This is a genomic window from Brevundimonas sp. MEB006b, from assembly GCF_030209705.1.
Classification (GTDB): domain Bacteria; phylum Pseudomonadota; class Alphaproteobacteria; order Caulobacterales; family Caulobacteraceae; genus Brevundimonas.
On sequence record NZ_JARVRL010000008.1, the window covers coordinates 36,750 to 60,327 of the forward strand.

Annotated in this window: 27 protein-coding genes; 19 read left to right on the plus strand and 8 right to left on the minus strand. The window is 67.8% G+C overall.

The annotated features are described in order from the left end of the window. Nucleotides 1–52: 52 nt before the first annotated feature. The 3 genes from QRN13_RS12515 to QRN13_RS12525 form a co-directional block, all read right to left on the minus strand. The gene (locus QRN13_RS12515) at nt 53–718 is read right to left on the minus strand and encodes a nicotinate-nucleotide adenylyltransferase (protein ID WP_350224848.1); all 666 of its coding nucleotides are present in this window, start codon (nt 716–718) and stop codon (nt 53–55) included. A 79-nt stretch (nt 719–797) separates the two neighbouring features. Continuing rightward, complete coding sequence (locus tag QRN13_RS12520) at nt 798–1,688, minus strand: alpha/beta fold hydrolase (RefSeq protein ID WP_502868595.1); 891 nt, start codon at nt 1,686–1,688, stop codon at nt 798–800. A 2-nt stretch (nt 1,689–1,690) separates the two neighbouring features. Further along, nucleotides 1,691–2,179 carry a Fur family transcriptional regulator gene (locus QRN13_RS12525; protein ID WP_066625374.1) on the minus strand — a complete coding sequence of 163 codons (489 nt, stop codon included), beginning with the start codon at nt 2,177–2,179 and terminating at the stop codon, nt 1,691–1,693. Between the two features lie 117 nt (nt 2,180–2,296). Here QRN13_RS12525 and QRN13_RS12530 point away from each other — a divergent pair, with 117 nt between their 5' ends. Next, a complete protein-coding gene (locus QRN13_RS12530; RefSeq protein WP_055754556.1) occupies nt 2,297–3,079 on the plus strand; it encodes a SapC family protein in 783 nt (260 codons plus the stop codon). Between the two features lie 61 nt (nt 3,080–3,140). On the opposite strand, the gene QRN13_RS12535 is transcribed toward QRN13_RS12530, so the two are convergent. The 3 genes from QRN13_RS12535 to phyR all read right to left on the minus strand — a co-directional run bounded on the left by QRN13_RS12535 (nt 3,141) and on the right by phyR (nt 5,727). Continuing rightward, entirely contained in the window at nt 3,141–3,548 is a 408-nt protein-coding gene (locus QRN13_RS12535) for a hotdog family protein (protein ID WP_055808883.1), read from the minus strand. 15 nt (nt 3,549–3,563) lie between these two features. After that, entirely contained in the window at nt 3,564–4,595 is a 1,032-nt protein-coding gene (locus tag QRN13_RS12540) for an NADP-dependent oxidoreductase (RefSeq protein ID WP_284878145.1), read from the minus strand. A gap of 337 nt (nt 4,596–4,932) precedes the next feature. Next, on the minus strand, nt 4,933–5,727 hold the full coding sequence (gene phyR, locus QRN13_RS12545; RefSeq protein ID WP_026108480.1) for an anti-anti sigma factor/receiver protein PhyR: 795 nt from the start codon (nt 5,725–5,727) through the stop codon (nt 4,933–4,935). Nucleotides 5,728–5,928: 201 nt separating this feature from the next. Between phyR and nepR the strand changes: the two genes are divergently transcribed. The 7 genes from nepR to obgE all read left to right on the plus strand — a co-directional run bounded on the left by nepR (nt 5,929) and on the right by obgE (nt 11,735). Continuing rightward, nucleotides 5,929–6,129, plus strand: coding sequence for an anti-sigma T factor NepR (gene nepR / locus QRN13_RS12550; protein WP_045809524.1), 201 nt, complete (start codon nt 5,929–5,931; stop codon nt 6,127–6,129). After that, complete coding sequence (locus tag QRN13_RS12555; protein ID WP_055754558.1) at nt 6,126–6,737, plus strand: sigma-70 family RNA polymerase sigma factor; 612 nt, start codon at nt 6,126–6,128, stop codon at nt 6,735–6,737. The genes nepR and QRN13_RS12555 overlap by 4 nt, the downstream gene beginning before the upstream one ends. A gap of 102 nt (nt 6,738–6,839) precedes the next feature. Beyond that, complete coding sequence (gene phyK / locus QRN13_RS12560) at nt 6,840–8,534, plus strand: sensor histidine kinase PhyK (protein ID WP_284878146.1); 1,695 nt, start codon at nt 6,840–6,842, stop codon at nt 8,532–8,534. 50 nt (nt 8,535–8,584) lie between these two features. Then, nucleotides 8,585–8,722, plus strand: a complete 138-nt coding sequence (locus QRN13_RS12565) for an entericidin A/B family lipoprotein (protein ID WP_017505506.1) — start codon at nt 8,585–8,587, stop codon at nt 8,720–8,722. A gap of 93 nt (nt 8,723–8,815) precedes the next feature. Continuing rightward, the gene (locus tag QRN13_RS12570; RefSeq protein ID WP_284878147.1) at nt 8,816–10,276 is read left to right on the plus strand and encodes an NAD-dependent succinate-semialdehyde dehydrogenase; all 1,461 of its coding nucleotides are present in this window, start codon (nt 8,816–8,818) and stop codon (nt 10,274–10,276) included. Nucleotides 10,277–10,422: 146 nt separating this feature from the next. Next, nucleotides 10,423–10,638, plus strand: a complete 216-nt coding sequence (locus QRN13_RS14685; protein ID WP_502868596.1) for a TonB family protein — start codon at nt 10,423–10,425, stop codon at nt 10,636–10,638. A gap of 50 nt (nt 10,639–10,688) precedes the next feature. Further along, nucleotides 10,689–11,735 carry a GTPase ObgE gene (gene obgE, locus QRN13_RS12580; RefSeq protein WP_284878149.1) on the plus strand — a complete coding sequence of 349 codons (1,047 nt, stop codon included), beginning with the start codon at nt 10,689–10,691 and terminating at the stop codon, nt 11,733–11,735. Here obgE and QRN13_RS12585 read toward each other — a convergent pair whose 3' ends face one another. After that, nucleotides 11,736–12,869 carry an AI-2E family transporter gene (locus tag QRN13_RS12585; protein WP_284878150.1) on the minus strand — a complete coding sequence of 378 codons (1,134 nt, stop codon included), beginning with the start codon at nt 12,867–12,869 and terminating at the stop codon, nt 11,736–11,738. 98 nt (nt 12,870–12,967) lie between these two features. Here QRN13_RS12585 and QRN13_RS12590 point away from each other — a divergent pair, with 98 nt between their 5' ends. From QRN13_RS12590 to QRN13_RS12635, 10 genes are read left to right on the plus strand one after another with little or no spacing between them, the layout of a single operon-like run. Further along, nucleotides 12,968–14,536 (plus strand): helicase HerA-like domain-containing protein, encoded by a 1,569-nt coding sequence (locus tag QRN13_RS12590; protein ID WP_284878151.1) that lies wholly within the window; start codon nt 12,968–12,970, stop codon nt 14,534–14,536. Between the two features lie 49 nt (nt 14,537–14,585). Beyond that, the gene (locus tag QRN13_RS12595; protein WP_284878152.1) at nt 14,586–15,146 is read left to right on the plus strand and encodes a NifU family protein; all 561 of its coding nucleotides are present in this window, start codon (nt 14,586–14,588) and stop codon (nt 15,144–15,146) included. 46 nt (nt 15,147–15,192) lie between these two features. Then, the gene (gene tsaB, locus QRN13_RS12600) at nt 15,193–15,873 is read left to right on the plus strand and encodes a tRNA (adenosine(37)-N6)-threonylcarbamoyltransferase complex dimerization subunit type 1 TsaB (protein ID WP_284878153.1); all 681 of its coding nucleotides are present in this window, start codon (nt 15,193–15,195) and stop codon (nt 15,871–15,873) included. Next, entirely contained in the window at nt 15,870–16,313 is a 444-nt protein-coding gene (locus tag QRN13_RS12605; protein ID WP_284878154.1) for a GNAT family N-acetyltransferase, read from the plus strand. Before tsaB ends, QRN13_RS12605 begins: the two co-directional genes overlap by 4 nt. A 27-nt stretch (nt 16,314–16,340) precedes the next feature. Further along, complete coding sequence (locus tag QRN13_RS12610; RefSeq protein WP_017505496.1) at nt 16,341–16,826, plus strand: Fur family transcriptional regulator; 486 nt, start codon at nt 16,341–16,343, stop codon at nt 16,824–16,826. A 43-nt stretch (nt 16,827–16,869) separates the two neighbouring features. Then, nucleotides 16,870–18,306, plus strand: a complete 1,437-nt coding sequence (miaB, locus tag QRN13_RS12615) for a tRNA (N6-isopentenyl adenosine(37)-C2)-methylthiotransferase MiaB (RefSeq protein WP_284878155.1) — start codon at nt 16,870–16,872, stop codon at nt 18,304–18,306. Continuing rightward, entirely contained in the window at nt 18,306–19,292 is a 987-nt protein-coding gene (locus tag QRN13_RS12620; RefSeq protein WP_284878156.1) for a PhoH family protein, read from the plus strand. Before miaB ends, QRN13_RS12620 begins: the two co-directional genes overlap by 1 nt. Further along, nucleotides 19,289–19,735, plus strand: a complete 447-nt coding sequence (ybeY, locus tag QRN13_RS12625) for an rRNA maturation RNase YbeY (protein WP_284878157.1) — start codon at nt 19,289–19,291, stop codon at nt 19,733–19,735. Before QRN13_RS12620 ends, ybeY begins: the two co-directional genes overlap by 4 nt. Nucleotides 19,736–19,739: 4 nt before the next feature. Next, on the plus strand, nt 19,740–21,377 hold the full coding sequence (gene lnt, locus QRN13_RS12630; protein WP_284878158.1) for an apolipoprotein N-acyltransferase: 1,638 nt from the start codon (nt 19,740–19,742) through the stop codon (nt 21,375–21,377). A 16-nt stretch (nt 21,378–21,393) separates the two neighbouring features. Further along, a complete protein-coding gene (locus tag QRN13_RS12635; RefSeq protein ID WP_066625335.1) occupies nt 21,394–21,801 on the plus strand; it encodes a helix-turn-helix domain-containing protein in 408 nt (135 codons plus the stop codon). 3 nt (nt 21,802–21,804) lie between these two features. Here the strand turns inward: QRN13_RS12635 and greA are convergent, their stop codons facing one another. Then, nucleotides 21,805–22,284 (minus strand): transcription elongation factor GreA, encoded by a 480-nt coding sequence (gene greA / locus QRN13_RS12640; protein ID WP_026108478.1) that lies wholly within the window; start codon nt 22,282–22,284, stop codon nt 21,805–21,807. Nucleotides 22,285–22,348: 64 nt separating this feature from the next. Between greA and QRN13_RS12645 the strand changes: the two genes are divergently transcribed. Next, on the plus strand, nt 22,349–23,578 hold the full coding sequence (locus QRN13_RS12645; RefSeq protein ID WP_284878159.1) for a TIGR03862 family flavoprotein: 1,230 nt from the start codon (nt 22,349–22,351) through the stop codon (nt 23,576–23,578).

Sequence of the window (23,578 nt, forward strand, 5' to 3'; positions counted from 1 at the left end):
CCTCTAGCACGGATGGGCCGCAACGTGAACCGCCGCCCGAATCATCCGGCGATCACGAGGTCGCGCGCACGCCTGCGCCGGTCCTGATCGCCGTGGACGACAGGGGGTTGAGCGGCGCCGTCAGATAGGTCCAGGCGGGCGCCTGAAGCGTCGGCAGAAGCCCCGCCTGCTGAGCCGGAATGCGGAAACCGGCGAAGCGGGCGGCGGCCGGCGCCGTGCGGCTGTCCAGCAGCGAACCCGGCCGGGCGATGACCGCCACCGGCATCAGCCGCATAATGTCGGTCCAGCCGCGCCAGCGGTGGAAGCTGGCCAGATTGTCCGACCCCATCAGCCAGACGAAATGCACGCCCGGATGCCGCGCGACCAGAAGGCGCAAGGTATCGACGGTCCAGGCGACGCCGGCCCGGCTCTCGAAATCCGAGACGATCATCGACGGTCCGCGCGCATGCTGACGCGCCGAGGCCATGCGGTCCGCCAGCGGCGCGCTGTGACGGGCGTCCTTCAACGGGTTCTGCGGCGACACCAGCCAGACGACCCGGTCGAGATCCAGACGGCGCATGGCGGTCTCGGCGACATGGGCGTGACCGTCGTGGGCGGGATTGAAGGAGCCGCCGAACAGACCAACCTTCATGCCCGGAGCGAGGATCAAACCGTCGCGCAGCGCCCCGGAGCGGGGGCCGGCGCCTCTGGGCGCGGGACCGGCGTGGAAGAAGGACAAGCGGCGTCTCGGGCGGCGGGCGTTATGCTCAGCGGCGCCCTTATAGCGCGCGCCCATGCTCCGCCTACAGAATTCGTTCTCAGACGGCGGCGTCGAACAGGGCGTCGCGCGCCACGTCAGCATGGGTCATGGGAAACAGATGCCCGCCGCCGAACACGACCTCGACCGAAACATTGGGCAGCCCTGGGGGCTGAACCGGCACATGGGTCAGGGCGCCGTGTTCGGCCTTCAGGATGCGGACCGGGCCGGGATAGCGTTTCATGGCCCGCCACGGATCGTGCGCCTGGGCCGCGTAGTTGGCCGCCTCCCAGGCCGGCGCGGCGGTCAGGCTGAACCCGCCGTCGCCTTCGTTCAGGCCTTCGGACAGATAGTCGGCCAGAACCATGTCGGGCCAACCCTTGAAGGCGCCGCGCCCGCGATAGGCGGCCATGGCCTGTTCGCGGCTGTCGAACTGGCTGCGACGGCGCAGGGTGGCCTTGGCGATGGGGATCGCCTTCATCAGCTTGTGGGCGAAGGGCAGGTTGAAGGCGAAGACCGCCGAGCGTTTCCAGATCACCGGATCGAACAGCACCAGGCTGGACACCCGATCCGGCCGAACGGCAGCCGCCAGAAGCGAGGCCGTGCCGCCCATCGAATGGCCGGCCATGACCACGGGCGGGCCGTCGATGGCCTCCAGCAGCGCCAGCAGGTCGTCGCGGTGGTCCAGCCAGCTGGTCTTGGGCCGCGCGAAGGTCGGCAGGGCCGATCGGCCATGGCCGCGCAGATCCGGCGCCCAGATCCGCAAGGACGACGACAGCGGCGACAACAGGCTGCGATAGGTGGCGGCGTTGAAGCCGTTGGCGTGAGAGAATATCAGGTCGACAGGCCGGTTCGGATCGCCGAAGTCCAGCACGGCCATCTTGCCGGCGCCCCAGCGATTGTCGATCGGCACGGACAGGCGACGCGGTGGGGACATCAACGCCGCATCCATGGTCATGCGACGTCGCGACAGGCGGCGCAGCGACCGTGCGCCTCGATCGTCGTGCGGACGATGGCGTAACCGGCGGCTGAGGCGGCGGCGTTCATGGCGCTCTGGTCCGGGCCGCTGACCTCGCGCGTCGCGCCGCAGCAGTCGCAGATCAAGAAGGCGGCCGCGTGGGCGGCCTCGCCATCGTCGGTGCAGGCGACATAGGCGCTGATGGAAGCGATGCGGTGGACCATGCCCAGCCGTTCCAGAAACTCCAGCGCCCGATAGACGGTCGGCGGCTTGGCGGCCTGGCCGTCTTCGCCGAAGCGCGCGATCAGATCGTAGGCCTTCACCGGCTCGCCGCTTTCCAGCAGCAGGGCCAGGACTCGCCGGCGCTGGGCGGTCATCCGCTCGCCCTGCTGGACCGCGCGCGCCTCGGCCGCAGCCAGCGCGCGGTCCAGCGCCCCGCCATTCAGGCCGGAGTGGTCATGGTCGTGATCGCAGGCGGAACCCATACGCCACAGCTAATGGCTGGCGACCCCCACTGCAACCGACGCATCGCGGGTTTGCCGGTTGCGCGGCGTTGGGCTAGAAGGCGCGCCTCCGATCTTTAACCAGAGCGTCCTCGCTTCATGACCGACACGAACAATTCGCCGCTTGAAGGCAACGTCCTCTTCTACACCAACCCCGAACCGCTGGATCAGAGCGTCCACGGCGGCCTGGGCGTGAACCCGAGCGACAAGCCCTACGCCTTCGTGGCCCAGACCAATATCGTGCCGCTGACTGTCACCGAATTCTCGGCCGCCGCCCTGTCCTATCCGATCATCTTCACCGGCGATAACCGCCAGCCGGTCGCCGTGATGGGCCTGAGCTCCAACGAGAACCTGTTCGTCGCGCCCGACGGCGAGTTCCGCGCCGACGCCTATGTGCCAGCCTATGTGCGCCGCTATCCGTTCGTCTTCGCCGACGACAAGCAGAACCAGCGCCTGATCCTGTGCATCGACCGCGGCGCGTCGATCGTCGCCGAAGGCGGCCAGAACCCGCTGTTCGTCGACGGCCAGCCCAGCGACTACACGAACATGGCGATGGAGTTCTGCAACAACTTCGAACAGGAGCGCCAGCGCACCGAGGGCTTCGTCGCCCTGGTCAAGGATCTGGACCTGCTGGACATCCGCGAAGCCCACTTCACGCCGCGCAATCCCGACGGCACGCCGGGTCAGCCGCAGAAGCTGGCCGAATACTATGCGGTGTCGGAAGACAAGCTGCGCGCCCTGCCCGCCGAGAAGCTGGTCGAGCTGCGCGACAACGGCGCCCTGGGCCAGATCTATGCCCACCTGGTGTCGCTGGTCGGTTGGGATCGCCTGATCGCGATGGCCGTGATGCGTCAGGCTCAGGCCCCGACCTCGGTCAACTAAAACCTCATCTGTCGACGATCGATCAACGCCCCGCCGGTTCGCCGGCGGGGCGTTTTTCGTTTCAGCGGCGCGAGAACAGCGCCCGGGTCAGGCAGGAAAAAACCAGACGCCCGGCCTCGTCCAGCAGGTCATGCGAGGCGATGACGATGCCCTTGTCGTCGCCGACCGGATCCTTGCCCATCACCGTCATGCGACCCCGCAGCAGTTCGCCCGCCGGGGGATTGCGCATGTAACGCAGCCCATCGACGGCCAGGACCTTGGTCTGGGCCCAGCCGCCGGACTTGTCGGCCGCCAGTCGACTCCACAGCACATAGACCATGGCGTCCGGCGCGCCGTAGGCCACGTCCCAGCCCGGCGAGAACCGCTCGATGAAGACGTCCAGCGCCCCCTGATCGACCGCACAGGCGCCCAGCGGCACGACTTGCCCCACCTCCAGGTCTTCGAAATGGATGTGCAGCGGATCGCTCATGCGCAGACCTTGGGTTCAGGCGGGTTCTTCGGAAACGCGAACCAGCAGCTTGCCGTCGTGATCGCCGGTGAACAAGCGATTCAACGATCCCACCGCGCCTTCCAGCCCATCGTCGACATGAACCTTCCATTTCACCCGGCCGTCCGCCAGCCACGGGCCCATTTCCGCGACCATCTCGCGAGCGCGCGGGGCGTAGTCCAGGACCAGGAAGCCCTGGACGTGCAGGCGATGGGTGATGATGCGCGCGAAGTTCGGCGACGGCGGCGCCTTGGTCGCATTGTAGGAGGACACCAGGCCGCAGACCGCCATCCGGCCGTGGACCTTCAGCCGGTTGAACACCGCGATCATGATGTCGCCGCCGACGTTCTCGAAGTTCAGATCGACGCCGTCGGGGGCCAGACGGTCCAGCGCCTCGCCGACATCCTCGTTCTTGTAATCAATGGCCGCGTCGAAGCCGAGTTCGTCGGTCAGCCAGGCGCACTTCTGCGGGCCGCCCGCGATGCCGAGGACGCGACACCCGCGCTGTTTGGCGATCTGCCCCGCGATAGAGCCGACCGCACCGGCGGCGGCCGAGATGACGATGGTCTCGCCTTCCTTGGCCTTCAACACATCGGTGACGCCGAAATAGGCGGTCAGGCCGGTCATGCCGAGCACGGACATATTGGCCGTCAACGGCAGGCCGGGCGCACGGTGAACCGGGCGAAGACCGCCTTCCGGCACGACCGCATAGTCGGCCCAGCCGCCCGACGTCGGCATGACGACATCGCCGGCCTTGAAGCGGCTGGATCGCGAGGCTTCGACCACGCCCAGCGTCAGGCCGCGCATGACCTCGCCCAGGCCGACCGGCGGCAGATAGCCCTCGGAATCGTTCATCCAGGTGCGATTGGTCGGGTCCAGCGACAGATAGACGGTGCGGACCAGCACCTCGTTCTCCTTCAGATCAGGGATGGCCGTCTCGACCAGTTCCAGATCGCCGGGCTGGATCAGGCCCTTGGGGCGCTGGCGCAGCACCCATTGACGGTTCGTCTTGCCGCTTGTCGAAGCCATTGGCGTCTCTCCGTGCGTTTTCTTTGGCCACCATCTTGGCCGCGACGGCGGCCTCGGTCGAGGTGTGCGCCAAGAAAAAAGCGACCCTTGCGGATCGCTTTGAAGTGGCATCATCGAGAATGAGGCGCGGAGGCGGCATGATCAGCTTTCGCAGATCAAGTCGGGGGGCGTCGCCGCCTCCACGGACCGATAACGACGGCGCCTGAAGCCGGTTCCCGACCTCGATCGCTTTTTTTGCGCCTTCGTACTTTCGCCCATCGATGCTGGCGTAAAACAAAGAAAAGGCCTCGATCCCGAAGGACCGAGGCCAATCTTGTCGCCGGCGAACGACCGCGTTTTAAGCGGCTTCCTTCTGGCGGGACGGATGGAAGAACAGCGCCTGGCTGATCGCCGCCTTCACCGTTTCCGGCTGGAAGGGCTTGGTGATCAGGAAGGTCGGCTCAGGACGCTCGCCGGTCAGCAGGCGTTCCGGGAAGGCGGTGATGAAGATCACCGGCACATCCATGGTCTTCAAGATATCCTTGACCGCATCAATGCCCGACGAGCCGTCGGCCAGTTGGATGTCGGCCAAAACCAGACCCGGCTTGTGGCGGGCGACGGCGTCGATCGCCTCGTCGTGCGTCGTGGCGGTGCCGGTGACGCGGTGACCCAGTTCCGTGACGAGGCTCTGGATATCGGCAGAGATGATGGCCTCGTCTTCGATGACCAGAACATCGGTGGCCAGTTCGGCGTCGATGTCGGCCTGGGCGTCGGCGATCAGACGCTCCACGTCGCGCGGATCGGCGGACAGGATTTGTGCGGCTTCCGAAGGGGTGAAGCCTTCAAGGGCGGTCAGCAGGAAGGCCTGACGCGAGCGCGGTGCAATACGCAGCAGACGCTGCGAGGCGTCGCTGCCCGTGGTTTCCAGCGTACCGGTTTCCAGTTGCGCGCCGGTCGAGGACCAGATGGCGTGGAAAACATGATAGAGGGCGACCCGAGGCGTCATATCGGCCGACAGCTGCTGCTCGCCGGCCGCCAGGGCCTCCAGAGCGACACGGACATAGTTGTCGCCCGTGGATTGATCGCCGGTCAGGGCGCGTGCGTAACGGCGCACATAAGGAAGATGCGGCGCGAGTCTGGCCAGAAGGCTCATTCAGATAGTCCCCGACAAATCACAGCCCGACCGGCAAGGCAGGGCGTTATAGCCAGCTTAAACGTCACATTCGCATCACGGTTCCGCCGCCGCGAACAAGCTTTAGCATTAAAAGCCGTTCATGCAGGAACCCCGCCGGTCTGATGACGTTTGAGACCGACATCTCTTCGCGATGACAGTTGGGTGGGCTTGGCTCTGTCTATGATCGATTCTCCGGACTCCTCTCGTCCCAAAGGCGACCAGAAGGGGGAGGCAGGGCTTGAAGAAGCTCGCCTTCGCCAGCAGGCCATTGGCGTGAAGCTGCGGCACATGTTCGACGAGGTCGTCAACGAACCCGTGCCCGATGAGTTTCTCGATATCCTGAAACGCGCCGACGCCAAGTCTTCGGACAGCGCCGCATGAGCACCTCACGCCTGGGGGCAGCCCCCAAACCCGCGTCGGCCGACGACGAGGGCTTCAAGCGCGAACTGGTGCTGTTGATCCCGCATCTGCGCGCCTTCGCCCGGACCCTGACCGGCGACCCGACCGCCGCCGACGATCTGGCGCAGGACGCCATGATGAAGGCATGGGACGCGCGCGCCAGCTATCAGATGGGCACGAACATGAAGGCCTGGACCTTCATGATCCTGCGCAATCAGTTCTATTCCGAAAAGCGCCGCTCGTGGCGTCAGTCGCAGCTGGATCAGGAAGCCGCCGAGCGGACTTTGGTCGCCGTGGATGATCCCGAGGCGCCCGTCGCCTTGGACGAACTGCGTCAAGCTTTGAAGACATTGCCCGAAGAACAACGCGAGGCCTTGATCCTGGTTGGCGCTGGCGGCTTCGCCTATGAAGAAGCGGCCGAAATCTGCGGCTGCGCCGTCGGCACGGTGAAGAGCCGCGTCAGCCGCGCGCGGCGTGCGCTGCAAGCCACGCTGGAACGGGGCGGCTACGGACGCGACGGCAAGGCGGCGGGTGACGCCATGCGCTCGATTCTCGGCGAGGCCGACAGGCTGGCCGGCGCCCGGAGCTGATCTGCGGTGAATGAGACGACCAGGGAGGCGTCAAGGTCGCGGCTCGGTCGCACTTGGAAATCGGATCGCTTTCAGGGCATCCGGTTTCGACTGGGCGCGGCCATGGCCATGGCCCTCTTGCCGATCTTTGTCCTCAGCCTGATCCAGACCCAGGCGGACTTCCAAAGACAGGCCGACGACCGACAGGTGGATCTGCAACTGGCGGCCGAACGCAGCGCCTCCAGCGCCAAGGCCCAGCTGGACAGCGCCCAGGTGCTGTTGCGCGCGCTCAGCCCCGATGCGGTCGGCCCCTATTGCGCACCGCGCCTGACGGCGCTTGTCGGACGTCTGGAAGGCTATGAGGGCCTCTATCGCATCAGCCCGACGGGCGAGGCGGTCTGCGCCTCGGGTCGGGCGGACGGCGTCAGATCCGGCGTGGCGCCCGCCGCCCAGGCGACGTGGTTCCAGCGACTGCGCAATGGCGAAGAACTGGTCGTGATGCGCGCGCCCGACGGTGCGGGCTATGAAGGCGCGCTGATCGTGGCCACCCGCGCCGAGCGGCCGATGGGCCGGTTCGACGGCGCCATGGTCGCCGTGATCCCCTTCTCCGCCCTGCAACCCGATGTGGCCGACCCCGCCCTGCCCTCGGGCGCGGAAGCGGCATTGACCGACGGCGCAGGCCGCATTCTGACGGCCAGCAACGCCGACGTCTTCAAACTGTCGGCCGGCGACGACATCGCCGGTTGGGTTGGCCGTGCGCGCGACCAGGGGTCCGCCGTGTTTGAAGCAAAGGATGCGCAGAACCAGCGTCGCGACTATGCGGGCGCGGCCTTGGCCGGCGGCGATCTTTACGCCCTGCTGTCGGCCCCGGCGCCGGGGTGGCTGTCGTGGGCGCGGCTCAATCCGATCGGCACGCTGCTGTTGCCGCTGGGCGCGTGGCTGACGGCATTCGCGGCGGTGATGCTGCTATCCGAGCGCATCTTCATCCGCTGGCTGGATTATCTGGAGCGGGTCGCGGCCATCTACGCCAAGGGCCGTTTCTCGGTGCGTCCGCTGCAGGCGATGAACGCCCCGTCCGAAATCCGCACCATGGCGCGCACCCTGGATGAGATGGCCGAGGCCATCACCCTGCGCGACCGCGAGCTGACAGATGCCTTGGTGGAAAAGGATGCGCTGATGCGCGAGATCCACCACCGGGTGAAGAACAACCTTCAGATCATCTCGTCGCTGCTGTCGATGCAGCAGCGCGCTCTGACCGATGCGCCGGCCAAGGCGGCGCTGGGCGATACGCGGCAACGCATCTCGGCCTTGGCCCTGATCTACCGCACCCTGTATCAGAGCAACGACATTCGCCACGCTGATGCGCGCGAGTTCCTGAACGAACTGGTGGGGCAACTGGTCGCCAGCGAAGCCGGGCGCGGACCGGTGGTCATCAGTTCGGTGGACGCCGACTCCCTACACGTCGATCCGGACAAGCTGGCGCCCCTGGCGCTGTGGCTGGTCGAGGCGGTCAGCAATGCGCAGAAGCACGCCTTCGCCCACAGCGGGGGGGAGCTGAAGGTGCGCTTCCGCGTCCAGGGCGAAAAATCGGTTTTGGAAGTCGAGGACAATGGCCCGGGCGCCCAGGCCGGCGCCGAGGTCGGAGTGGGTCGCACCCTGATGAGCGCCTTCGCCAAACAGTTGCGCGGCGAGACCGAGTTCGCCACTCCGCGCGGCGGCGGCACCATCGCCCGCATGATCTTCGCCACGCCGGAAGCCCTCGCGCCCGTCGATCCGGCGGACAAGACGCCCGGAACCGCAGCGCTGGCGTCGCGTTGATGAGGCGAGACCGGCGGAGTTTCACCCCGGCCAACCCTGGAGCTTCCCCTATGCGCAAGATTTTCGTTCTGGTCGCCGCCGCCGCCGCCCTGACCACCGCCGCCTGCAACACCGTCGAAGGCGTGGGCCGCGACACCCAGGCCGCCGGCCAGGCCGTGACCGGCGCCGCCCAAGACGCCAAGAACTAATCGACGACCGCAGCCCAGGCTGCAGCATTCGACCGGCAAGGCCCCGCATCGTCGGGGCCTTGTTCGTTTCAGGACCGCGATAGGAGCCATCCCGTGAACCACACCGCCCGCGACGCCGGCCTCAAACTCTTGCGCCAGCACGCCCTGATCGCCGGCAAGGCCATTCCGGCCAACGGCGGCGGCATCGCCGTCGATGATCCGGCGACAGGTGATGTGATCGGCCATGTCCCCGATCTCGGCGCCGCCGAGACCGAACAGGCCATCGCGGCGGCGAGCGAGACGTTCAAGACCTGGTCGCGATCCGATCCGCACGCGCGTGCGGCCTTCCTGCGCAAATGGGCGGCGCTGATCGACGACAATCTGGAGGGTCTGGGCGCCCTGATGGCGCTGGAGAACGGCAAACCCTTCGAGGAGGCCAAGGGCGAGGTCACCTACGCCAACGGTTTCCTGAAATGGTTCGCGGGCCAGGCCGAACGGTTGATCGGCGAGACCCAGGACAGTCCGCTGGGTCATCTGATTCTGACCTATCGCGAGGCGGTTGGGCCATGCGCCCTGATCACGCCTTGGAACTTCCCCGCCGCCATGCTGACCCGCAAGCTGGGTCCCGCCTTCGCCGCCGGCTGCACCGCCGTGGTCAAGCCGGCCAGCCAGACCCCCTTCACCGCCATCGCCCTGGCCGAACTGGCCTATCAGGCGGGTCTGCCCAAGGGCGCCCTGTCCATCGTGACGGGCGACGCGGCCACCATCGGCAAGGTGCTGACCGACAGCCCGGCGATCCGCAAACTGTCCTTCACCGGCTCGACCGGCGTGGGCCGCAAACTGGCGGAACAATGCGCCCCGACGCTGAAGCGGGTGTCGATGGAACTGGGCGGGGCCGCGCCGCTGATCGTCTTCGCCGACGCCGATCTGGATATGGCCGTCGCCGAGACCATCAAGGGCAAGTTCAGGAACTCGGGCCAGACCTGCGTCTGTCCCAACCGCGTCTATGTCGAACGGTCGGTCGCCGAGACCTATGCCGAAAAGCTGGCCGCCGAGGTGGCCAAGATCTTGGTCGGCAACGCCTTCGAAGACGGCGTGAAGGTCGGTCCGCTGATCGAGGACAAGGCCATCGACAAGGTCGAGAAACATGTGGCGGCGGTCAAGGCCGACGGCGGCCGGGTCCTGACCGGCGGATCGCGCCACGAGCTGGGCGGCCGCTTCTTCCAGCCGACCGTGACCCTGGGCGGCGACGACGCCCTGTTCCGCGAGGAAGAGACCTTCGGCCCGATGATCCCGGTCTTCGCGTTCGACACCGAGGACGAGGCGCTGGAGAAGGCCAACGCCAGCGACTATGGCCTGGCCTCCTATCTGTTTACCCGCGACCTGGACCGCGCCATGCGGTTTTCGCGTCGGATCGAGGCGGGCATGTGCGGGGTCAACACCGGCCTGATCTCGACCGCCGTCGCGCCGTTCGGCGGGGTCAAACAGTCGGGCTATGGCCGCGAGGGGTCGATCCACGGCATCGACGAATATGTGGACATCAAGACGGTGACCCTGGCGCTGAAGCCGGCTTGACGGAGGCGCTTGGGCTTGGTTGCAGGCCGACCGAAGGTTGCTAAGATGCGCTCATGTTGACCGCCTTGCTCGCCGCCGCCCTTGTCCAGACCGCGCCCGCGCCGTCGCTTCCGCCGGTCGTATGGGCCGAGCCACCCAGGATGGAAATGCCGCCCAAGGCGCTTGAAGCCGGCGCTTCCGGATCGGTAGTGTTGCGGTGCGACTTCATGGAAAACGGCGCGGCGACGAACTGTGTCGTGGTTTCCGAGACGCCGGCGGGTCTGGGATTCGGTCGCGAGGCCATCCGCGGAGTCAGGATGGCGCGCGCTCGACCCGGCCAGACCGGACCTCACGAAGTCAGGCTGAACTTCTCCACACGCTGATCCTGAGGTCACGCCTGTAATTCGCCGCGCTTCTGCGGCATAAGCCCGCGATGAAGTTCCTCGACCAGGCCAAGATCTATATCCGCTCCGGCAACGGCGGCGCGGGCTCCGTGTCGTTTCGACGCGAGAAATTCATTCCCAACGGCGGCCCGGACGGCGGCGACGGCGGCAAGGGCGGCGACGTCTGGATCGAGGCGGTCGACGGGCTGAACACCCTGATCGACTATCGCTACCAGCAGCATTTCAAGGCTCAAACCGGCCACCACGGCCAGGGCCGCCAGATGCACGGCGGCAAGGGCGAGGACGTCCATCTGAAGGTGCCGGTCGGCACCCAGGTGCTGGACGAGGACAAGGAAACGGTCCTGCTGGACATGGACACGGCCGGCAAGATCGAGCTGTTGCTGAAGGGCGGCAACGGCGGCTGGGGCAATGTGCGCTTCAAGGGCCCGACCAACCAGGCGCCGACCTACGCCAACCCCGGCCAGGAGGGCCAGGAACGCTGGATCTGGCTGCGGCTGAAGCTGATCGCCGACATCGGCCTGGCGGGCTTGCCGAACGCGGGCAAGTCGACCTTCCTGTCGGCCGCCAGCGCCGCCAAGCCCAAGATCGCCGACTATCCCTTCACCACCCTGGCGCCGAACCTGGGGATGGTGGACCTGTCGCCGTCCGAGCGGTTCGTCATCGCCGACATTCCCGGCCTGATCGAGGGCGCCAGCGAGGGCGCAGGGCTGGGCACGCGGTTCCTGGGCCATGTCGAACGCTCGGCCAGCCTGATCCATCTGATCGACGGGACCCAGGACGACGTGGTCGAGGCCTACCGCATCATTCGGGGGGAGCTTGAAGCCTATGGCGAGGGTCTGGCGGACAAGGCCGAGATCCTGGCCCTGAACAAGATCGACGCCCTGACGCCCGAGGCGCGCGAGGAGAAGGCCGCTGAACTGGAGGCCGTCGCCGGTCGCCGTCCCATGCTGGTGTCCGGCGTGTCGGGCGAGGGCGTGCCCGCCCTGCTTCGCGCCGCCTGGGCCGAGGTGAAGAAGACGCGCGGCGCCCTGGCCGGCGACAGCGACGCGGACCAGATCAGCGGCTGGCAGCCCTGATCAGGCCTCCGCTGCGGGTTCCGGTTTGGGTTTGCGGCGAGTCGATTTGGGCCTGTCGGTCGTCTTGCCGTCGTTCGCATAGGGCTCGCCGTCGCCCGACAGCAGGATCGCCATCCACCGCGAGCCCTTGAACTCGGCCAGGATCGCCATGGCCATGACCGCCAGCGGCGTCGACAGGAACATGCCGACCACGCCCCACAGCTTGCCCCAGAAGGCCAGGGCAAGCAGCACCACGACCGGGTCGATGTTCTGGTTGTCGCCCTGCATGCGCGGCTGGATGAAGTTGCCGACGACGAACAGGATCACCTGCAACCCGACCAGCAGGATGGCGGCGGGCCAGTAACTTTCGAACTGGACCAAGGCGAACAGCGGCGGGGCCAGACCGGCCACCGCCCCGCCCAGCACGGGGATGAAGCCGACAATGAAGATGACGAAGGTCCAGAACTCGGCGTTCTGAAGCCCGACGGCCCGCATCAGGATCCAGGCGACGACGCAGATCATCGCGCCGGTCACCGACTGCACCCAGATATAGCCCTCGACCCCGCCGCGCACGCGCTGGAACACCGCGACCGCCTCGTCGCGCTGGGCTTCTGATGGGAACATGGCGACGATCTTGCGCCGGAAGCCGACCTGGGAGGCCAGCAGAAAGCCCAGATAGATCAGGACGAAGAAGGCGCCCGAGGCGATGCCCTGCACCTGGAAAGCCATGGAGGTCAGCCAGCCGCGCACATCGACGCCGTTGATCAGGTCCTGCGCCGTGGGCGGATTGGCCAGGCGCACCAGCCCATAGGCGTCGCGAATGATCTGATCGATGCGCGGGCCGATGTTCTGGGACACGCCGGACGCTTCGCCGAAGAAGCCCGCCGCCCCGTTTACGATGATGGCGATGGAGGCGAAGAAGGCCAGCACCACCAGCGTCAGGGCCGCGATTCCGGCCATGCGGCTGTTCAATGGCGTGCGCGCCTCGACCGACCGCTTCACCCCATCGATCATGATCAGCAGGAAGATGGCCATCGCCAGCGGCGTCAGGATGTCCCGCAGCCAGTAGATCGCCGCCCCGGCCGCGACCGTGGCGATGACGCCGAGGGCGTTGCGAGCGGCGACCGAAGAGGGCGTGGCGATGGGGTTTTTCATGACCGTGTTGTCGAACCGCCCGCCGTCGCCGTCAATCGCTGTTCCGAGCGCGCAGGGAACGCGCTAGACCTTTGCCGGAGACGCCATCGGAGACCCCAATGCCCGACGCCATGCCCGGCCTGTTCCTCGGCCAGTCCGACGCCGCCCAGCCTGAAAACCTGCTGTTCAACCGCGCCAACCGTCACGGCGTCGTCGCCGGCGCGACCGGGACAGGCAAGACGGTCACGCTGCAGATCATGGCCCAGGGCTTTTCCGACGCCGGGGTGCCGGTCTTCTGCGCCGATGTGAAGGGCGACCTGTCGGGCATCTCCCAGGTCGGTGCGCCCAACGAGAAGCTGGTCGCCCGCGCCACCGAGATGGGCCTGACCCTGACACCGCGCGCCGCGCCAACGGTCTTCTGGGACCTGTACGGCCAGAAGGGCCACCCGATCCGCACCACCGTGTCGGAAATCGGTCCGGTGCTGATGGCGCGGATGCTGAACCTGAACGACGTGCAGGAAGGCGTGCTGACCGTCGTCTTCCACGTCGCGGACAAGGAGGGCCTGCTGCTGCTGGACCTCGACGATCTGAGAAGCCTGCTGGTCTATGTCGGTGAGAACGCCGAGCGGATCGGGCGCGAGGTCGGCAACGTCGCCCCCGCCTCCATCGCCGCCATCCAGCGTGCACTGTTGCAGGTCGAGCAACAGGGCGGCGACGCCTTCTTCGGCGAACCGGCGCTGAAGCTGGAGGACATGATCCGCGTCGGCCTGGACGGCCGGGGCCAGGTCAATGTGCTGGATTCGACCCGGCTGATGAACAGTCCGCGCCTGTATGCGGCCTTCCTGCTGTGGCTGCTGTCTGAGCTGTTCGAACAGCTCCCAGAGGTGGGCGATCCGGAAAAGCCGCGCCTGGTCTTCTTCTTCGACGAGGCGCACCTGCTGTTCAACGACGCCCCGCGCGCCCTGCTGGAAAAGGTCGAGCAGGTCGTCCGCCTGATCCGATCCAAGGGGGTCGGGGTCTATTTCGTGACACAAAACCCGGCCGATATTCCCGACAGCGTTCTGGCCCAGCTGGGCAACCGCATTCAGCACGCGCTTCGCGCCTATACGCCGTCGGAACAGAAGGGGCTGAAGGCCGCCTCGCAGAGCTTCCGCGCCAACGCCGCCTTCGACACGGCCGAGGCCATTCAAGGCTTGGGCGTGGGCGAGGCCCTGGTGTCCGTGCTGGACGAAAAGGGCGCGCCGACCATCGTGGCCCGCACGAAGATCCGCCCGCCGGCCTCGCGCCTGGGTCCGGCGACCGACGCCGAGCGTGCGACGATCATGGCCGCCAGCCCGGTGCGGGGCCTTTACGAGCAGGTACTGAACCGCGAATCCGCCGCCGAAATCCTGGCCAATCGCCACAGCGCCGCCGATCAGGCTGAAGTTCAGGCCAAGGCGCAGGCCGAGGCCGACAAGGCCGCCGCCATCCAAGCCAAGGCCGATCAGAAGGCCGCCGAAGCGCGGGCGAGGGCTCAGGCTCAGGCTCAGGCCGAGGCGCGGGCGTCGCGCGAGGCCGCGAAGCCTGCGCGCCGGTCCACCCGCGAAACGCCGGTCGAGGCGCTGACCAAGTCGGTCCTGCGCACCGCTGGGTCGACTCTGACCCGCGAGCTGATGCGCGGTCTGCTGGGCGGGTTGAAGCGGCGCTAGGCTCTGCTCGGGTCTTGCAACGGGGCGGGGGCGAGCGCATCTCCCGCCCATGTTCATCCAGACCGAACCCACGCCCAATCCGAACGTGCTGAAGTTCCTGCCCGGCCGCGACGTGTCGCCGACCGCCGCGCTGGAATATCGCACCATTGACGAGGCGACGGCCTCTCCGCTTGCGGAGGCGCTGTTCGAAGTTGAAGGCGTCGACGGCGTCTTCTTCGGCGCCGACTATGTGTCCGTGACCCGCCAGCCCCAAGGGCCGGAGTGGTCCGAGATGAAGGCGCCGATCCTGGGCGTCGTCATGGATCACTTCGTCTCGGGTCAGGCGCTGACGCGCGGCGTTGGCGGCGAAACCGACGGCCATGCCGAGGACGACAGCGAGATCGTCGCCGAGATCAAGGCCCTGCTGGACAGCCGCATTCGCCCCGCCGTGGCCCAGGACGGCGGCGACATCCTGTTCGATTCCTTTGACGAGGCGACCGGCGTTCTGAACCTGCGGATGCGCGGCGCCTGCGCCGGCTGTCCGTCGTCGTCGGCGACCTTGAAGGCCGGGGTCGAGCAGATGATGCGCCACTATGTGCCCGAGGTGACGCGGGTCGAGCAGACCCTCTGATCCGGACGCGGTGGCGGTTCTGCGACGCGCCGCCTAGAAGACTCCCATGAGACTTCTGGTGATCGATACGGCGCTCGGCGCCTGCACGGCGGCGGTGTTCGAGGACGATCGCGCGCTCGCCGTGCGCTTTGAGCCGATGACCAAGGGACATCAGGAACGGATCGGCGGCTTGGTGCGCGACGTCATGGTTGAGGCGGGCGGTGGTTTCGACAGCTTGGACCGGATCGGCGTCACGGTTGGACCGGGCTCGTTCACCGGTCTGCGCGTCGGTCTGGCCTTTGCTCAGGGTCTGGGCGCGGCGCTGGATCGGCCGGTCGTCGGTCTGTCGGCGCTGGACGCGCTCGCCGCCTCGCTCGCCAATCACGACGGCCCCATCGCGGCCCTGATCGATGCGCGGCGCGGTCAGGTCTATGCGCGGCTCTTCGCCGACGGTGGGCCGCTTGGCCCCGAGGAAGCGTTGTCGCTGGAAGAGGCCGGGCGGCGGATCGCCGACATCGGACCGGGCGTCGCCCTGGTCGGCAATGGCGCGGCGGTCGTGACTCAGGCCTTCCCCGATCTGCCCTTCGGCCATCTGGACGACCGGGTCGCACCGTCGCCGGAGGCGCTGGCGCGCCTGGCCGCCGTCGCCGATCCGGCGATCCAGCCGCCCCGTCCGCTCTATCTGCGCGCGCCCGACGCCACGCCGCCCAGCCGCCTGCCGGGCCAGCCGCGCCAGCCTGCATCATGACGGCGGCGGACCCCGCCTTACTCGCCGCCCTGCACGCCCAGGCCTTTGCCGCGCCGTGGAGCGCCGACACTTTCGCCGATCTGCTGTCGCAACCGGGCGTGCTGGCGGTCAGCGAGCCCGACGGCTTCACCCTGATCCGGACCGTCGTCGACGAGGCGGAAATCCTGACCCTGGCCGTGGTCCCGTCCGCGCGCCGCCACGGACTGGGGCGACGTCTGGTCGAGGAGGCGGCCGTCGCTGCAGTCCAGGCCGGCGCGACGCGGCTGTTTCTGGAGGTCGCCGACGATAATACCGCCGCGCGCAGCCTGTATGAGGGCGCCGGGTTCGACCCGATCGGTCGCCGCAAAGCCTATTATGCGGGCGCCGACGGATCGCGGACCGATGCGCTGGTGATGAGCCGCGACCTCTGTGCGCCTGACGCCAACCTGACGCTTCCCTGATGCGATCCAAGCCCCTATTCTAGGCGCATGGACCGGATCGAAAAACTCTGCGCCGAGCGCGGCATGCGTATGACCGAACAGCGCCGGGTGATCGCCCGCGTGCTGTCCAACGCCGCGGACCACCCGGATGTCGAGGAGCTGTATCGCCGCGCCTCGGCCATCGATCCGCACATCTCCATCGCCACCGTCTATCGCACCGTGCGCCTGTTCGAAGAGGCGGGCGTGGTCGAGAAGCATGATTTCGGCGACGGCCGCAGCCGCTATGAAGAGGCCGGCGACGACCACCACGACCACCTGATCGACACCAAGTCGGGCGAGGTGATCGAATTCTTCGATGCCGAGATCGAGCGGCTGAAGAACGAGATCGCGGAACGGCTGGGCTTCCAGCTGATCGGCCACAAGTTGGAGCTCTATGGCGTTGCTATCGAAGGCGCAGAGCCGTCCAAGCGCGAAGGCCTGATCTTCACCCGCCATGCGGCGCGCGTCGATCCCGCCGATGTGGATGCAGGCTGACGCTCGGCTTGTCGCGGCGCTTGCGGGCGATCATAAGCCCACGATGACCGAGACCCTGGTTCCTCAAGTCGAGACGGCGCCCCAAAAGCGTCTGTTCATCAAGACCTACGGCTGTCAGATGAACGTCTATGACTCCGAGCGCATGGCCGATGTGCTGCGCCCGTTGGGATATGGCGTCACCGACGACGTGAAGGCCGCCGACTTCGTCATTCTGAACACCTGCCACATCCGCGAGAAGGCGGCCGAGAAGATCTATTCCGAGCTCGGCAAGCTGCGCGAGATGCGCGACATCCGGCGCGAGACCGGCGGGGACCTGACCATCGCCGTCGCCGGCTGCGTCGCCCAGGCCGAGGGCGAAGAGATCATGCGGCGTCAGCCGGCGGTCGATATCGTCGTCGGTCCCCAGGCCTACCACCAACTGCCCGAACTGCTGACCCGCACGGCGCGGGCGCGGGGCGAGCGGATCGGCGCCGACTTCGCTCCTGACGACAAGTTCGACGCCCTGCCCGCAGCCCGCCTCACCGAGGGGCCGACCGCCTTCCTGACTGTGCAGGAGGGTTGCGACAAGTTCTGCACCTTCTGCGTGGTGCCCTATACGCGCGGCGCCGAATGGTCGCGGCCGATGGCGGCGGTGCTGGAAGAGGCGCGGCAGTTGGCGGATCGGGGCGTGCGCGAGGTCACCCTGCTGGGCCAGAACGTCAACGCCTATGACGGCGAGCGGCCGGACGGGCGAAAGGCGACCCTGGCCGAACTGGCCTATGCCCTGGCCGAGATCCCCGGCCTGGACCGCATCCGCTATACCACCAGCCATCCCAACGACATGGCCGATGAGTTGATCGCCGCGCATGGCGATCTGGACGCCTTGATGCCCTATCTGCACCTTCCGGTTCAGGCGGGGTCGGATCGCATTTTGCGGGCGATGAACCGCAAGCACGGGCGTCAGAAATATTTCGACCTGATCGACCGGATCCGTGCGGCACGGCCGGATATAGCCATCGCGGGCGACTTCATCGTCGGCTTCCCCGGTGAGACGGATCGGGAGTTCGAGGACACGCTCGATCTGGTGCGGCGCGTGAACTACGCCGGGGCCTTCGCCTTCGCCTATTCGCCGCGACCGGGCACGCCGGCGGCGGGCATGGGCAAACAGGTGGAGCCGGAAATCGTCAAGGACCGACTGCATCGACTGATCGCCCTGCTGACGGAACAGCAGACCGCCTTCAACGCGGCGCAGGCCGGCCGGACGCTGAACGTGCTGTTCGACAAGCCGGGGCGGCACGGCCACCGTCGCCAAGCGATCGGTCGATCCCCATATCTTCAATCGGTCCACGTCGATAACGCGGATCATCTGATCGGGCAGATCGTTCCGGTCGAGATCATCGCCGGCCAGCAGAACAGTCTGTCAGGCCGGCTCATAGCAGACGGGCTCAGGCAGCCGGGTCCCGCGGGCTCAGCGCTAGCCCAAGCAGAAAAGGCCGCTTGATGGCGCGTGAGTCTGAATTCGTCCCCTTGAACGATGCCGAACTGCGGGCGGTCATCGGGCCGAACAGTCGCCACGTCGCCCTGATCGAGGACGCGTTCAAGGTGCTGGTCGAGGCCCCGGGCGGCGGGGTCTCCGTCAACGGCGGCGCACGCGACCGCACGGACGCCCGCCAGGTGATCGAGGACTTGGCCAAGCGCGCGGCCCTGGGCGCCGAAGTCACCGAGGCCGACGTGCGCGCAGCCCTGGGCCAGGCGCGCGGCGGTCGCGGCACGCCGGGCATGGCGGCGGCGGGCGTGTCGCTGCCGGGCGGCAAGCGCGGCGCCATCGTGCCCAAGACCAAGGCGCAGGCCGCCTATCTGGACATGCTGGGCCGGTGCGAACTGAGCTTCGGCGTTGGCCCGGCGGGCACCGGCAAGACCTTTCTGGCGGCGGCCTATGGCGCATCGCTGCTGCGGCGGGGGCAGGTGGACCGGCTGGTTATCACCCGCCCGGCGGTCGAGGCGGGCGAGAAGCTGGGCTTCCTGCCCGGCGACCTGAACGAAAAGGTCGATCCCTATCTGGCGCCGATCTGGGAGGCGCTGAACGACATTCTGGGCGCCGAGGACGTGCAGCGTCGCCGCGACAAGGGCGAGATCGAGGCCGCCCCGATCGCCTTCATGCGCGGCCGCACGCTCAGCCACGCCTTCTTCATCGTCGATGAGGCCCAGAACACCAGTCGTCTGCAGATGAAGATGGTGCTGACGCGCCTGGGCGAGGGCGCACGGATGGTGGTGACGGGCGACCCGTCGCAGATCGACCTGCTGAACCCGCGCGACTCCGGCCTGGCCCACGCCCTGCGTATCCTGGACGGGGTCCAGGGTGTCGGCATCCTGAAGTTCGAGGCGTCCGACGTGGTGCGTCACGCCATGGTGGAGCGGATCGTGCGCGCCTATGACGCCGACGCCGCGCGCGGACGCCCCGCCCCCGACCTCGAAGACCCCGCATGATCGAGATTGAAGTCGAGGCCGAGGCCTGGACCGTCGCCCTGCCGGCCGCCGAGGCCGTCGTCGAACGCGCGGCGCAAGCGTCGCTGGGCACGGTGGAGGGCGACATCGTCGTCCTGCTGACCGACAACGCCGCCGTGCGCGAGCTGAACGGCCGGTTTCGCGACAAGGACAGGCCGACCAATGTCCTTTCCTTCCCGGCGCCGGAAAACGCGTTTCCGCATCTGGGCGACCTCGTCCTGGCCTACGGCGTCTGCGCGACCGAGGCCGAGGCGCAGGGTAAGACTCTGGCCGATCATCTGAGCCATCTGGTCGTCCACGGCGTGCTGCACCTCTTGGGCCGCGACCACGAAGACGACGCCGAGGCCGAGGAGATGGAGGCCGAGGAGCGCGAAATCCTGGCCCAGATCGGCGTCGCCGACCCCTATATCGCCGAGCAGGACTGACCCGATGTTCCCCGACGCCCTGCTGGACCGTTTCGCGGCCCCGATCCGCGCCCTGCCCGACAGGAAACGCGCCCTGACGTGGCGGCTGATCCGCATCGTTCTGGCGCTGCTGGCCGGCGCCGGGACGGCCTTCGCTCATCCGCCGTTCGGAGTGCTGATCGGGCTTTTGGGCTATCCGCTGCTGATGATCCTGTCGGAGCGGTCCGACACGACGCGCGGCGCCTTCTGGATGGGCTGGCTGGCGGGGTTCGCCTATTTCTTCGTCGGCTGCTGGTGGGTGGCCGAGGCGTTTTTCGTCAATCCTGAACAGGCGTGGATGGCGCCGTTTGCGGCCAGCCTGCTGCCGGCGGGCCTGGGGCTGTTTTGGGGGACGGCCTGCGCCCTCTATCGCAGGTTCGCGCCGCTAGGCGCCGTGCGAGTGCTGTTGTTCGCCGCCCTGTTCTGCGCTGCCGAATGGTTGCGCGGTCATGTGCTGACGGGCTTTCCTTGGAATCCGGCCGGCGCGACCTGGCGCGCGGGCGGCGGCATGTCTCAATTCGCCTCGGTCGTCGGCGTCTATGGGCTGAGCCTCGTGACGGTCGCGGCGACGGCGGCTTTCGCGCCTGTGATCGGGCCTGGCGACAGGCGGAGCCGGTTGATCTCGGCGGGCTTGGGCGCCCTGGCCCTGATCGCCGTCGGCGGCTTCGGCGCTGTCAGATTGGCGCAGTCGGATCTTCAGTTCACCGACACAGTCGTGCGGCTGGTTCAGGCTGATGTGAAGCAGGAAACCAAATGGTCGCCCGAGGCCTATCGTTCCATCGTCGATCGCTATGTCGCCCTGACCGGTCAGGCGGCGGCGCGGACGCCCAACGTCGTGGTCTGGCCCGAAGGCGCCCTGCCCGCCTCGGCCAACGACGTTTTCGCCTCAGCCGACGCCCAGGCCATTGCGGGGGCCCTGCGTCCCGGACAGACCTTGCTGATGGGCCTGGCGCGCGGCGAGCCGGACCTGACTGCGCCCGAGGGCGCGCGCTATTACAACAGCCTGTTCGCCCTGGCCGACGAAGGCGGGGCGGGACTAAGGGTCGCCGCCGTCTATGACAAGCACCGACTGGTGCCGTTCGGCGAGTACCTGCCCTTGGGGTCGATCATGACCTCCATCGGCCTGCGCAGCCTGGTGCACATGCCCAGCGACTTTTCCGCCGGACCGACGCCGGCCCCTATTTCGGTTCCAGGGGCCCCGCCGGCGCAGGTGCTGATCTGCTATGAGAGCCTGTATCCCGGCTTCACGCCCGGCGCGACCGGGCGGCCCGAGTGGATCGTCAATGCGTCAAACGACGCCTGGTTCGGCGCGACCTCGGGCCCGCGCCAGCACCTGAACCTGGCAAGCTATCGCGCCATAGAGACCGGCCTGCCCATCGCGCGGGCCACCCCGACCGGGATTTCGGCCATGATCGACCCGTGGGGCCGGATCGTCGAGGGCCAACGGCTGGAGCCGGGCGTCATGGGCGTCATCGACGCCCCCCTGCCCCGTCCGACGGGCGTCACGCCCTACGGTCGATTTGGCGATTTCCTGTTCTTTTTCTCAGTGCTAACAGCGTTCATCCTGTCCTTGTGGCCGTCGAGCCGGCGATCTAGGGTCCAGGGGAATCAAGCAGCAATCTAGGTGAAGGGTGACGGCGATGGCGCGTGAAAAGGACGAGGATCCGCATCCCGTCGATCGCCATGTCGGCCGTCGCGTTCAGGAAAAGCGTCTCGACCTTGGCCTGACCCAGACCGCCCTCGCCAAAGCCGTCGGCGTCAGCTTCCAGCAGGTGCAAAAGTACGAGAAGGGCACGAACCGCGTCTCGGCCTCGAAACTGTTCGAAATGGCCGAGTTCATGAAGGTCGGCATCCCCTTCTTCTTCGACGGCTACAGCAGCGCGACGGTCGGCGTCGCCGAAGAGGCGCCCGCCTTCGACCACGAGCATCGCCCCACCAAGACCAGCGTTGAGATCACCCGCCTGGCGCCACGCCTGCCCGCGCGCAAGCAGAAGCTGATCCTGGACATGATGCGGGATATGCTGGGCGACGACGACGCCCAGAACTGAGGTCTAGCCGACCGCGACGATCTCGGCCGACTGACCGGCCACCGTCACCTCGTCGCCGACCCTTTTGCCCATGACGGCGCGGGCGAGGGGCGAGACATGGCTGACCGAGCCTGCGGCCGGATCGGCCTCGTCTTCGCCGACGATGCGCCAGGTCTGGGCGCGCCCATCCTCGCGCTCGATGGAGACCGAACCCCCGAACCGCACGGCCCCATCATCCTCGGTCGGCGCGATCAGTTGGGCCGAAGCGCGCCGTGCGGACCAGTAGCGGAGGTCCCGCGTCGCGCGCGCCATGGCGGTGCGGTCGCTCTCGATCGAGCCTTGCACCTGGGCGGCCGTATAGGCGGCGCGGGCCGAGGCCAGTTCGGCCTCGATCGCGGCCAGCCCTTCGGGCGTGACCAGATTGGGATGGGGCGAGATCGGGCGGTCCGCCAGGTCGGCGGCGGTGGCTTCCAGATCTTCTTCGCGGGTGAAGGCAACGCTCATGGTAGGGAACATAGCGATGACGACGCCTATAGCCAGCGCGGCCGCAAGCGCGCAAAGCCACGCCATGCAACAGTCCCCCAGTCTTACGACCTCCCGCACCGTCCATGTGATCGGCGCCGGTCCCGCCGGATTGATGGCGGCCGAACGGCTGGCGCAGGCGGGGACGACGGTCGTGGTGCACGACCGGATGCCGTCCGTGGCCCGCAAGCTGCTGATGGCCGGGCGCGGCGGGCTGAACCTGACGCATTCGGAACCGCTGGACCGGTTCATGACGCGCTATGGTCCCGCCCAGCCGACGGCCGCCGCCTGGATCGACCGGTTCACGCCTGCCGACCTGACCGCCTGGGTCGAGGCCCTGGGGCAGGAAACCTTCGTCGGCTCAAGCGGGCGGGTGTTTCCGAGGGCCATGAAGGCGTCCCCCCTGGTGCGGGCCTGGCTGGCGCGGCTGGAGGCGCAGGGCGTCGACGTCCGCACGCGCTCGCGCTGGACCGGTTGGCGCGACGGGGCGCTGGCGTTCGAGACGCCGGAGGGCGAGCGGCTGGAACGGCCCGACGCCGTGGTTCTGGCTCTGGGCGGCGCCAGCTGGCCGCGTCTGGGTTCGGACGGGGCCTGGGCGCCTTGGCTGGAAGCGCAGGGCGCGTCAGTGTCGCCGTTCCGACCGGCCAATGTCGGCTTCGATGTGACCTGGTCGGCGCTGTTCCGTGATCGGTTCGCGGGCCAGCCGCTGAAAGGCGTCTCTGTCACCCATGGCGAGCGGACGGCGCGGGGCGAGGCGATGATCGCCCGTTACGGCATCGAGGGCGGCGCCATCTATGCGCTGTCCGCCGCGCTCAGGACGACGGTCGAGACGGAGGGGCGCGCCGAGATCCAGATCGACCTGAAGCCGGATGTGGCGGTCGGAAAACTGACCGACCGTCTGTCGAAGCCGCGCGGCAAAGCCAGCCTGTCGAACCATCTGCGCAAGGTGGTCGGACTGGAGTCGGCCGCCGTCGCCCTGCTGTATGAGGCCGGTCCCCTGCCCGCCTCGCCTCGGGCCCTGGCCGAGCGGATCAAGGCCATGCCGCTGACCCTGACCGGCGTTCAGGGACTGGAACGGGCGATCTCCTCGGCGGGCGGCGTCGTATTGGACGGCGTGGACGAGCGGCTGATGCTGGTCGCGCGACCGGGTGTCTTCGTCGCCGGCGAGATGCTGGATTGGGAGGCGCCGACCGGCGGCTATCTGCTTCAGGCCAGCTTCGCCTCCGCCGTCGTCGCGGCCCAGGGCGTCATCGACTGGCTCGACAGCCGGGACTGA

Coding starts and splice junctions, on each gene's coding strand:
- QRN13_RS12620 (WP_284878156.1), top strand. CDS start 18,306: ATGGCGCGTGAGTCTGAATTCGTCCCCTTGAACGATGCCGAACTGCGG.
- lnt (WP_284878158.1), top strand. CDS start 19,740: ATGTTCCCCGACGCCCTGCTGGACCGTTTCGCGGCCCCGATCCGCGCC.
- QRN13_RS12535 (WP_055808883.1), bottom strand. CDS start 3,548: ATGAGCGATCCGCTGCACATCCATTTCGAAGACCTGGAGGTGGGGCAA.
- QRN13_RS12530 (WP_055754556.1), top strand. CDS start 2,297: ATGACCGACACGAACAATTCGCCGCTTGAAGGCAACGTCCTCTTCTAC.
- ybeY (WP_284878157.1), top strand. CDS start 19,289: ATGATCGAGATTGAAGTCGAGGCCGAGGCCTGGACCGTCGCCCTGCCG.
- QRN13_RS12590 (WP_284878151.1), top strand. CDS start 12,968: ATGCCCGACGCCATGCCCGGCCTGTTCCTCGGCCAGTCCGACGCCGCC.
- QRN13_RS12565 (WP_017505506.1), top strand. CDS start 8,585: ATGCGCAAGATTTTCGTTCTGGTCGCCGCCGCCGCCGCCCTGACCACC.
- QRN13_RS12585 (WP_284878150.1), bottom strand. CDS start 12,869: ATGAAAAACCCCATCGCCACGCCCTCTTCGGTCGCCGCTCGCAACGCC.
- greA (WP_026108478.1), bottom strand. CDS start 22,284: ATGAGCGTTGCCTTCACCCGCGAAGAAGATCTGGAAGCCACCGCCGCC.
- QRN13_RS12610 (WP_017505496.1), top strand. CDS start 16,341: ATGGACCGGATCGAAAAACTCTGCGCCGAGCGCGGCATGCGTATGACC.
- QRN13_RS12555 (WP_055754558.1), top strand. CDS start 6,126: ATGAGCACCTCACGCCTGGGGGCAGCCCCCAAACCCGCGTCGGCCGAC.
- QRN13_RS12645 (WP_284878159.1), top strand. CDS start 22,349: ATGCAACAGTCCCCCAGTCTTACGACCTCCCGCACCGTCCATGTGATC.
- nepR (WP_045809524.1), top strand. CDS start 5,929: ATGATCGATTCTCCGGACTCCTCTCGTCCCAAAGGCGACCAGAAGGGG.
- phyR (WP_026108480.1), bottom strand. CDS start 5,727: ATGAGCCTTCTGGCCAGACTCGCGCCGCATCTTCCTTATGTGCGCCGT.
- phyK (WP_284878146.1), top strand. CDS start 6,840: ATGGCCATGGCCCTCTTGCCGATCTTTGTCCTCAGCCTGATCCAGACC.
- QRN13_RS12520 (WP_502868595.1), bottom strand. CDS start 1,688: ATGGATGCGGCGTTGATGTCCCCACCGCGTCGCCTGTCCGTGCCGATC.
- QRN13_RS12635 (WP_066625335.1), top strand. CDS start 21,394: ATGGCGCGTGAAAAGGACGAGGATCCGCATCCCGTCGATCGCCATGTC.
- QRN13_RS12525 (WP_066625374.1), bottom strand. CDS start 2,179: ATGGGTTCCGCCTGCGATCACGACCATGACCACTCCGGCCTGAATGGC.
- obgE (WP_284878149.1), top strand. CDS start 10,689: ATGAAGTTCCTCGACCAGGCCAAGATCTATATCCGCTCCGGCAACGGC.
- QRN13_RS12595 (WP_284878152.1), top strand. CDS start 14,586: ATGTTCATCCAGACCGAACCCACGCCCAATCCGAACGTGCTGAAGTTC.
- QRN13_RS12605 (WP_284878154.1), top strand. CDS start 15,870: ATGACGGCGGCGGACCCCGCCTTACTCGCCGCCCTGCACGCCCAGGCC.
- miaB (WP_284878155.1), top strand. CDS start 16,870: ATGACCGAGACCCTGGTTCCTCAAGTCGAGACGGCGCCCCAAAAGCGT.
- QRN13_RS12540 (WP_284878145.1), bottom strand. CDS start 4,595: ATGGCTTCGACAAGCGGCAAGACGAACCGTCAATGGGTGCTGCGCCAG.
- tsaB (WP_284878153.1), top strand. CDS start 15,193: ATGAGACTTCTGGTGATCGATACGGCGCTCGGCGCCTGCACGGCGGCG.
- QRN13_RS14685 (WP_502868596.1), top strand. CDS start 10,423: ATGCCGCCCAAGGCGCTTGAAGCCGGCGCTTCCGGATCGGTAGTGTTG.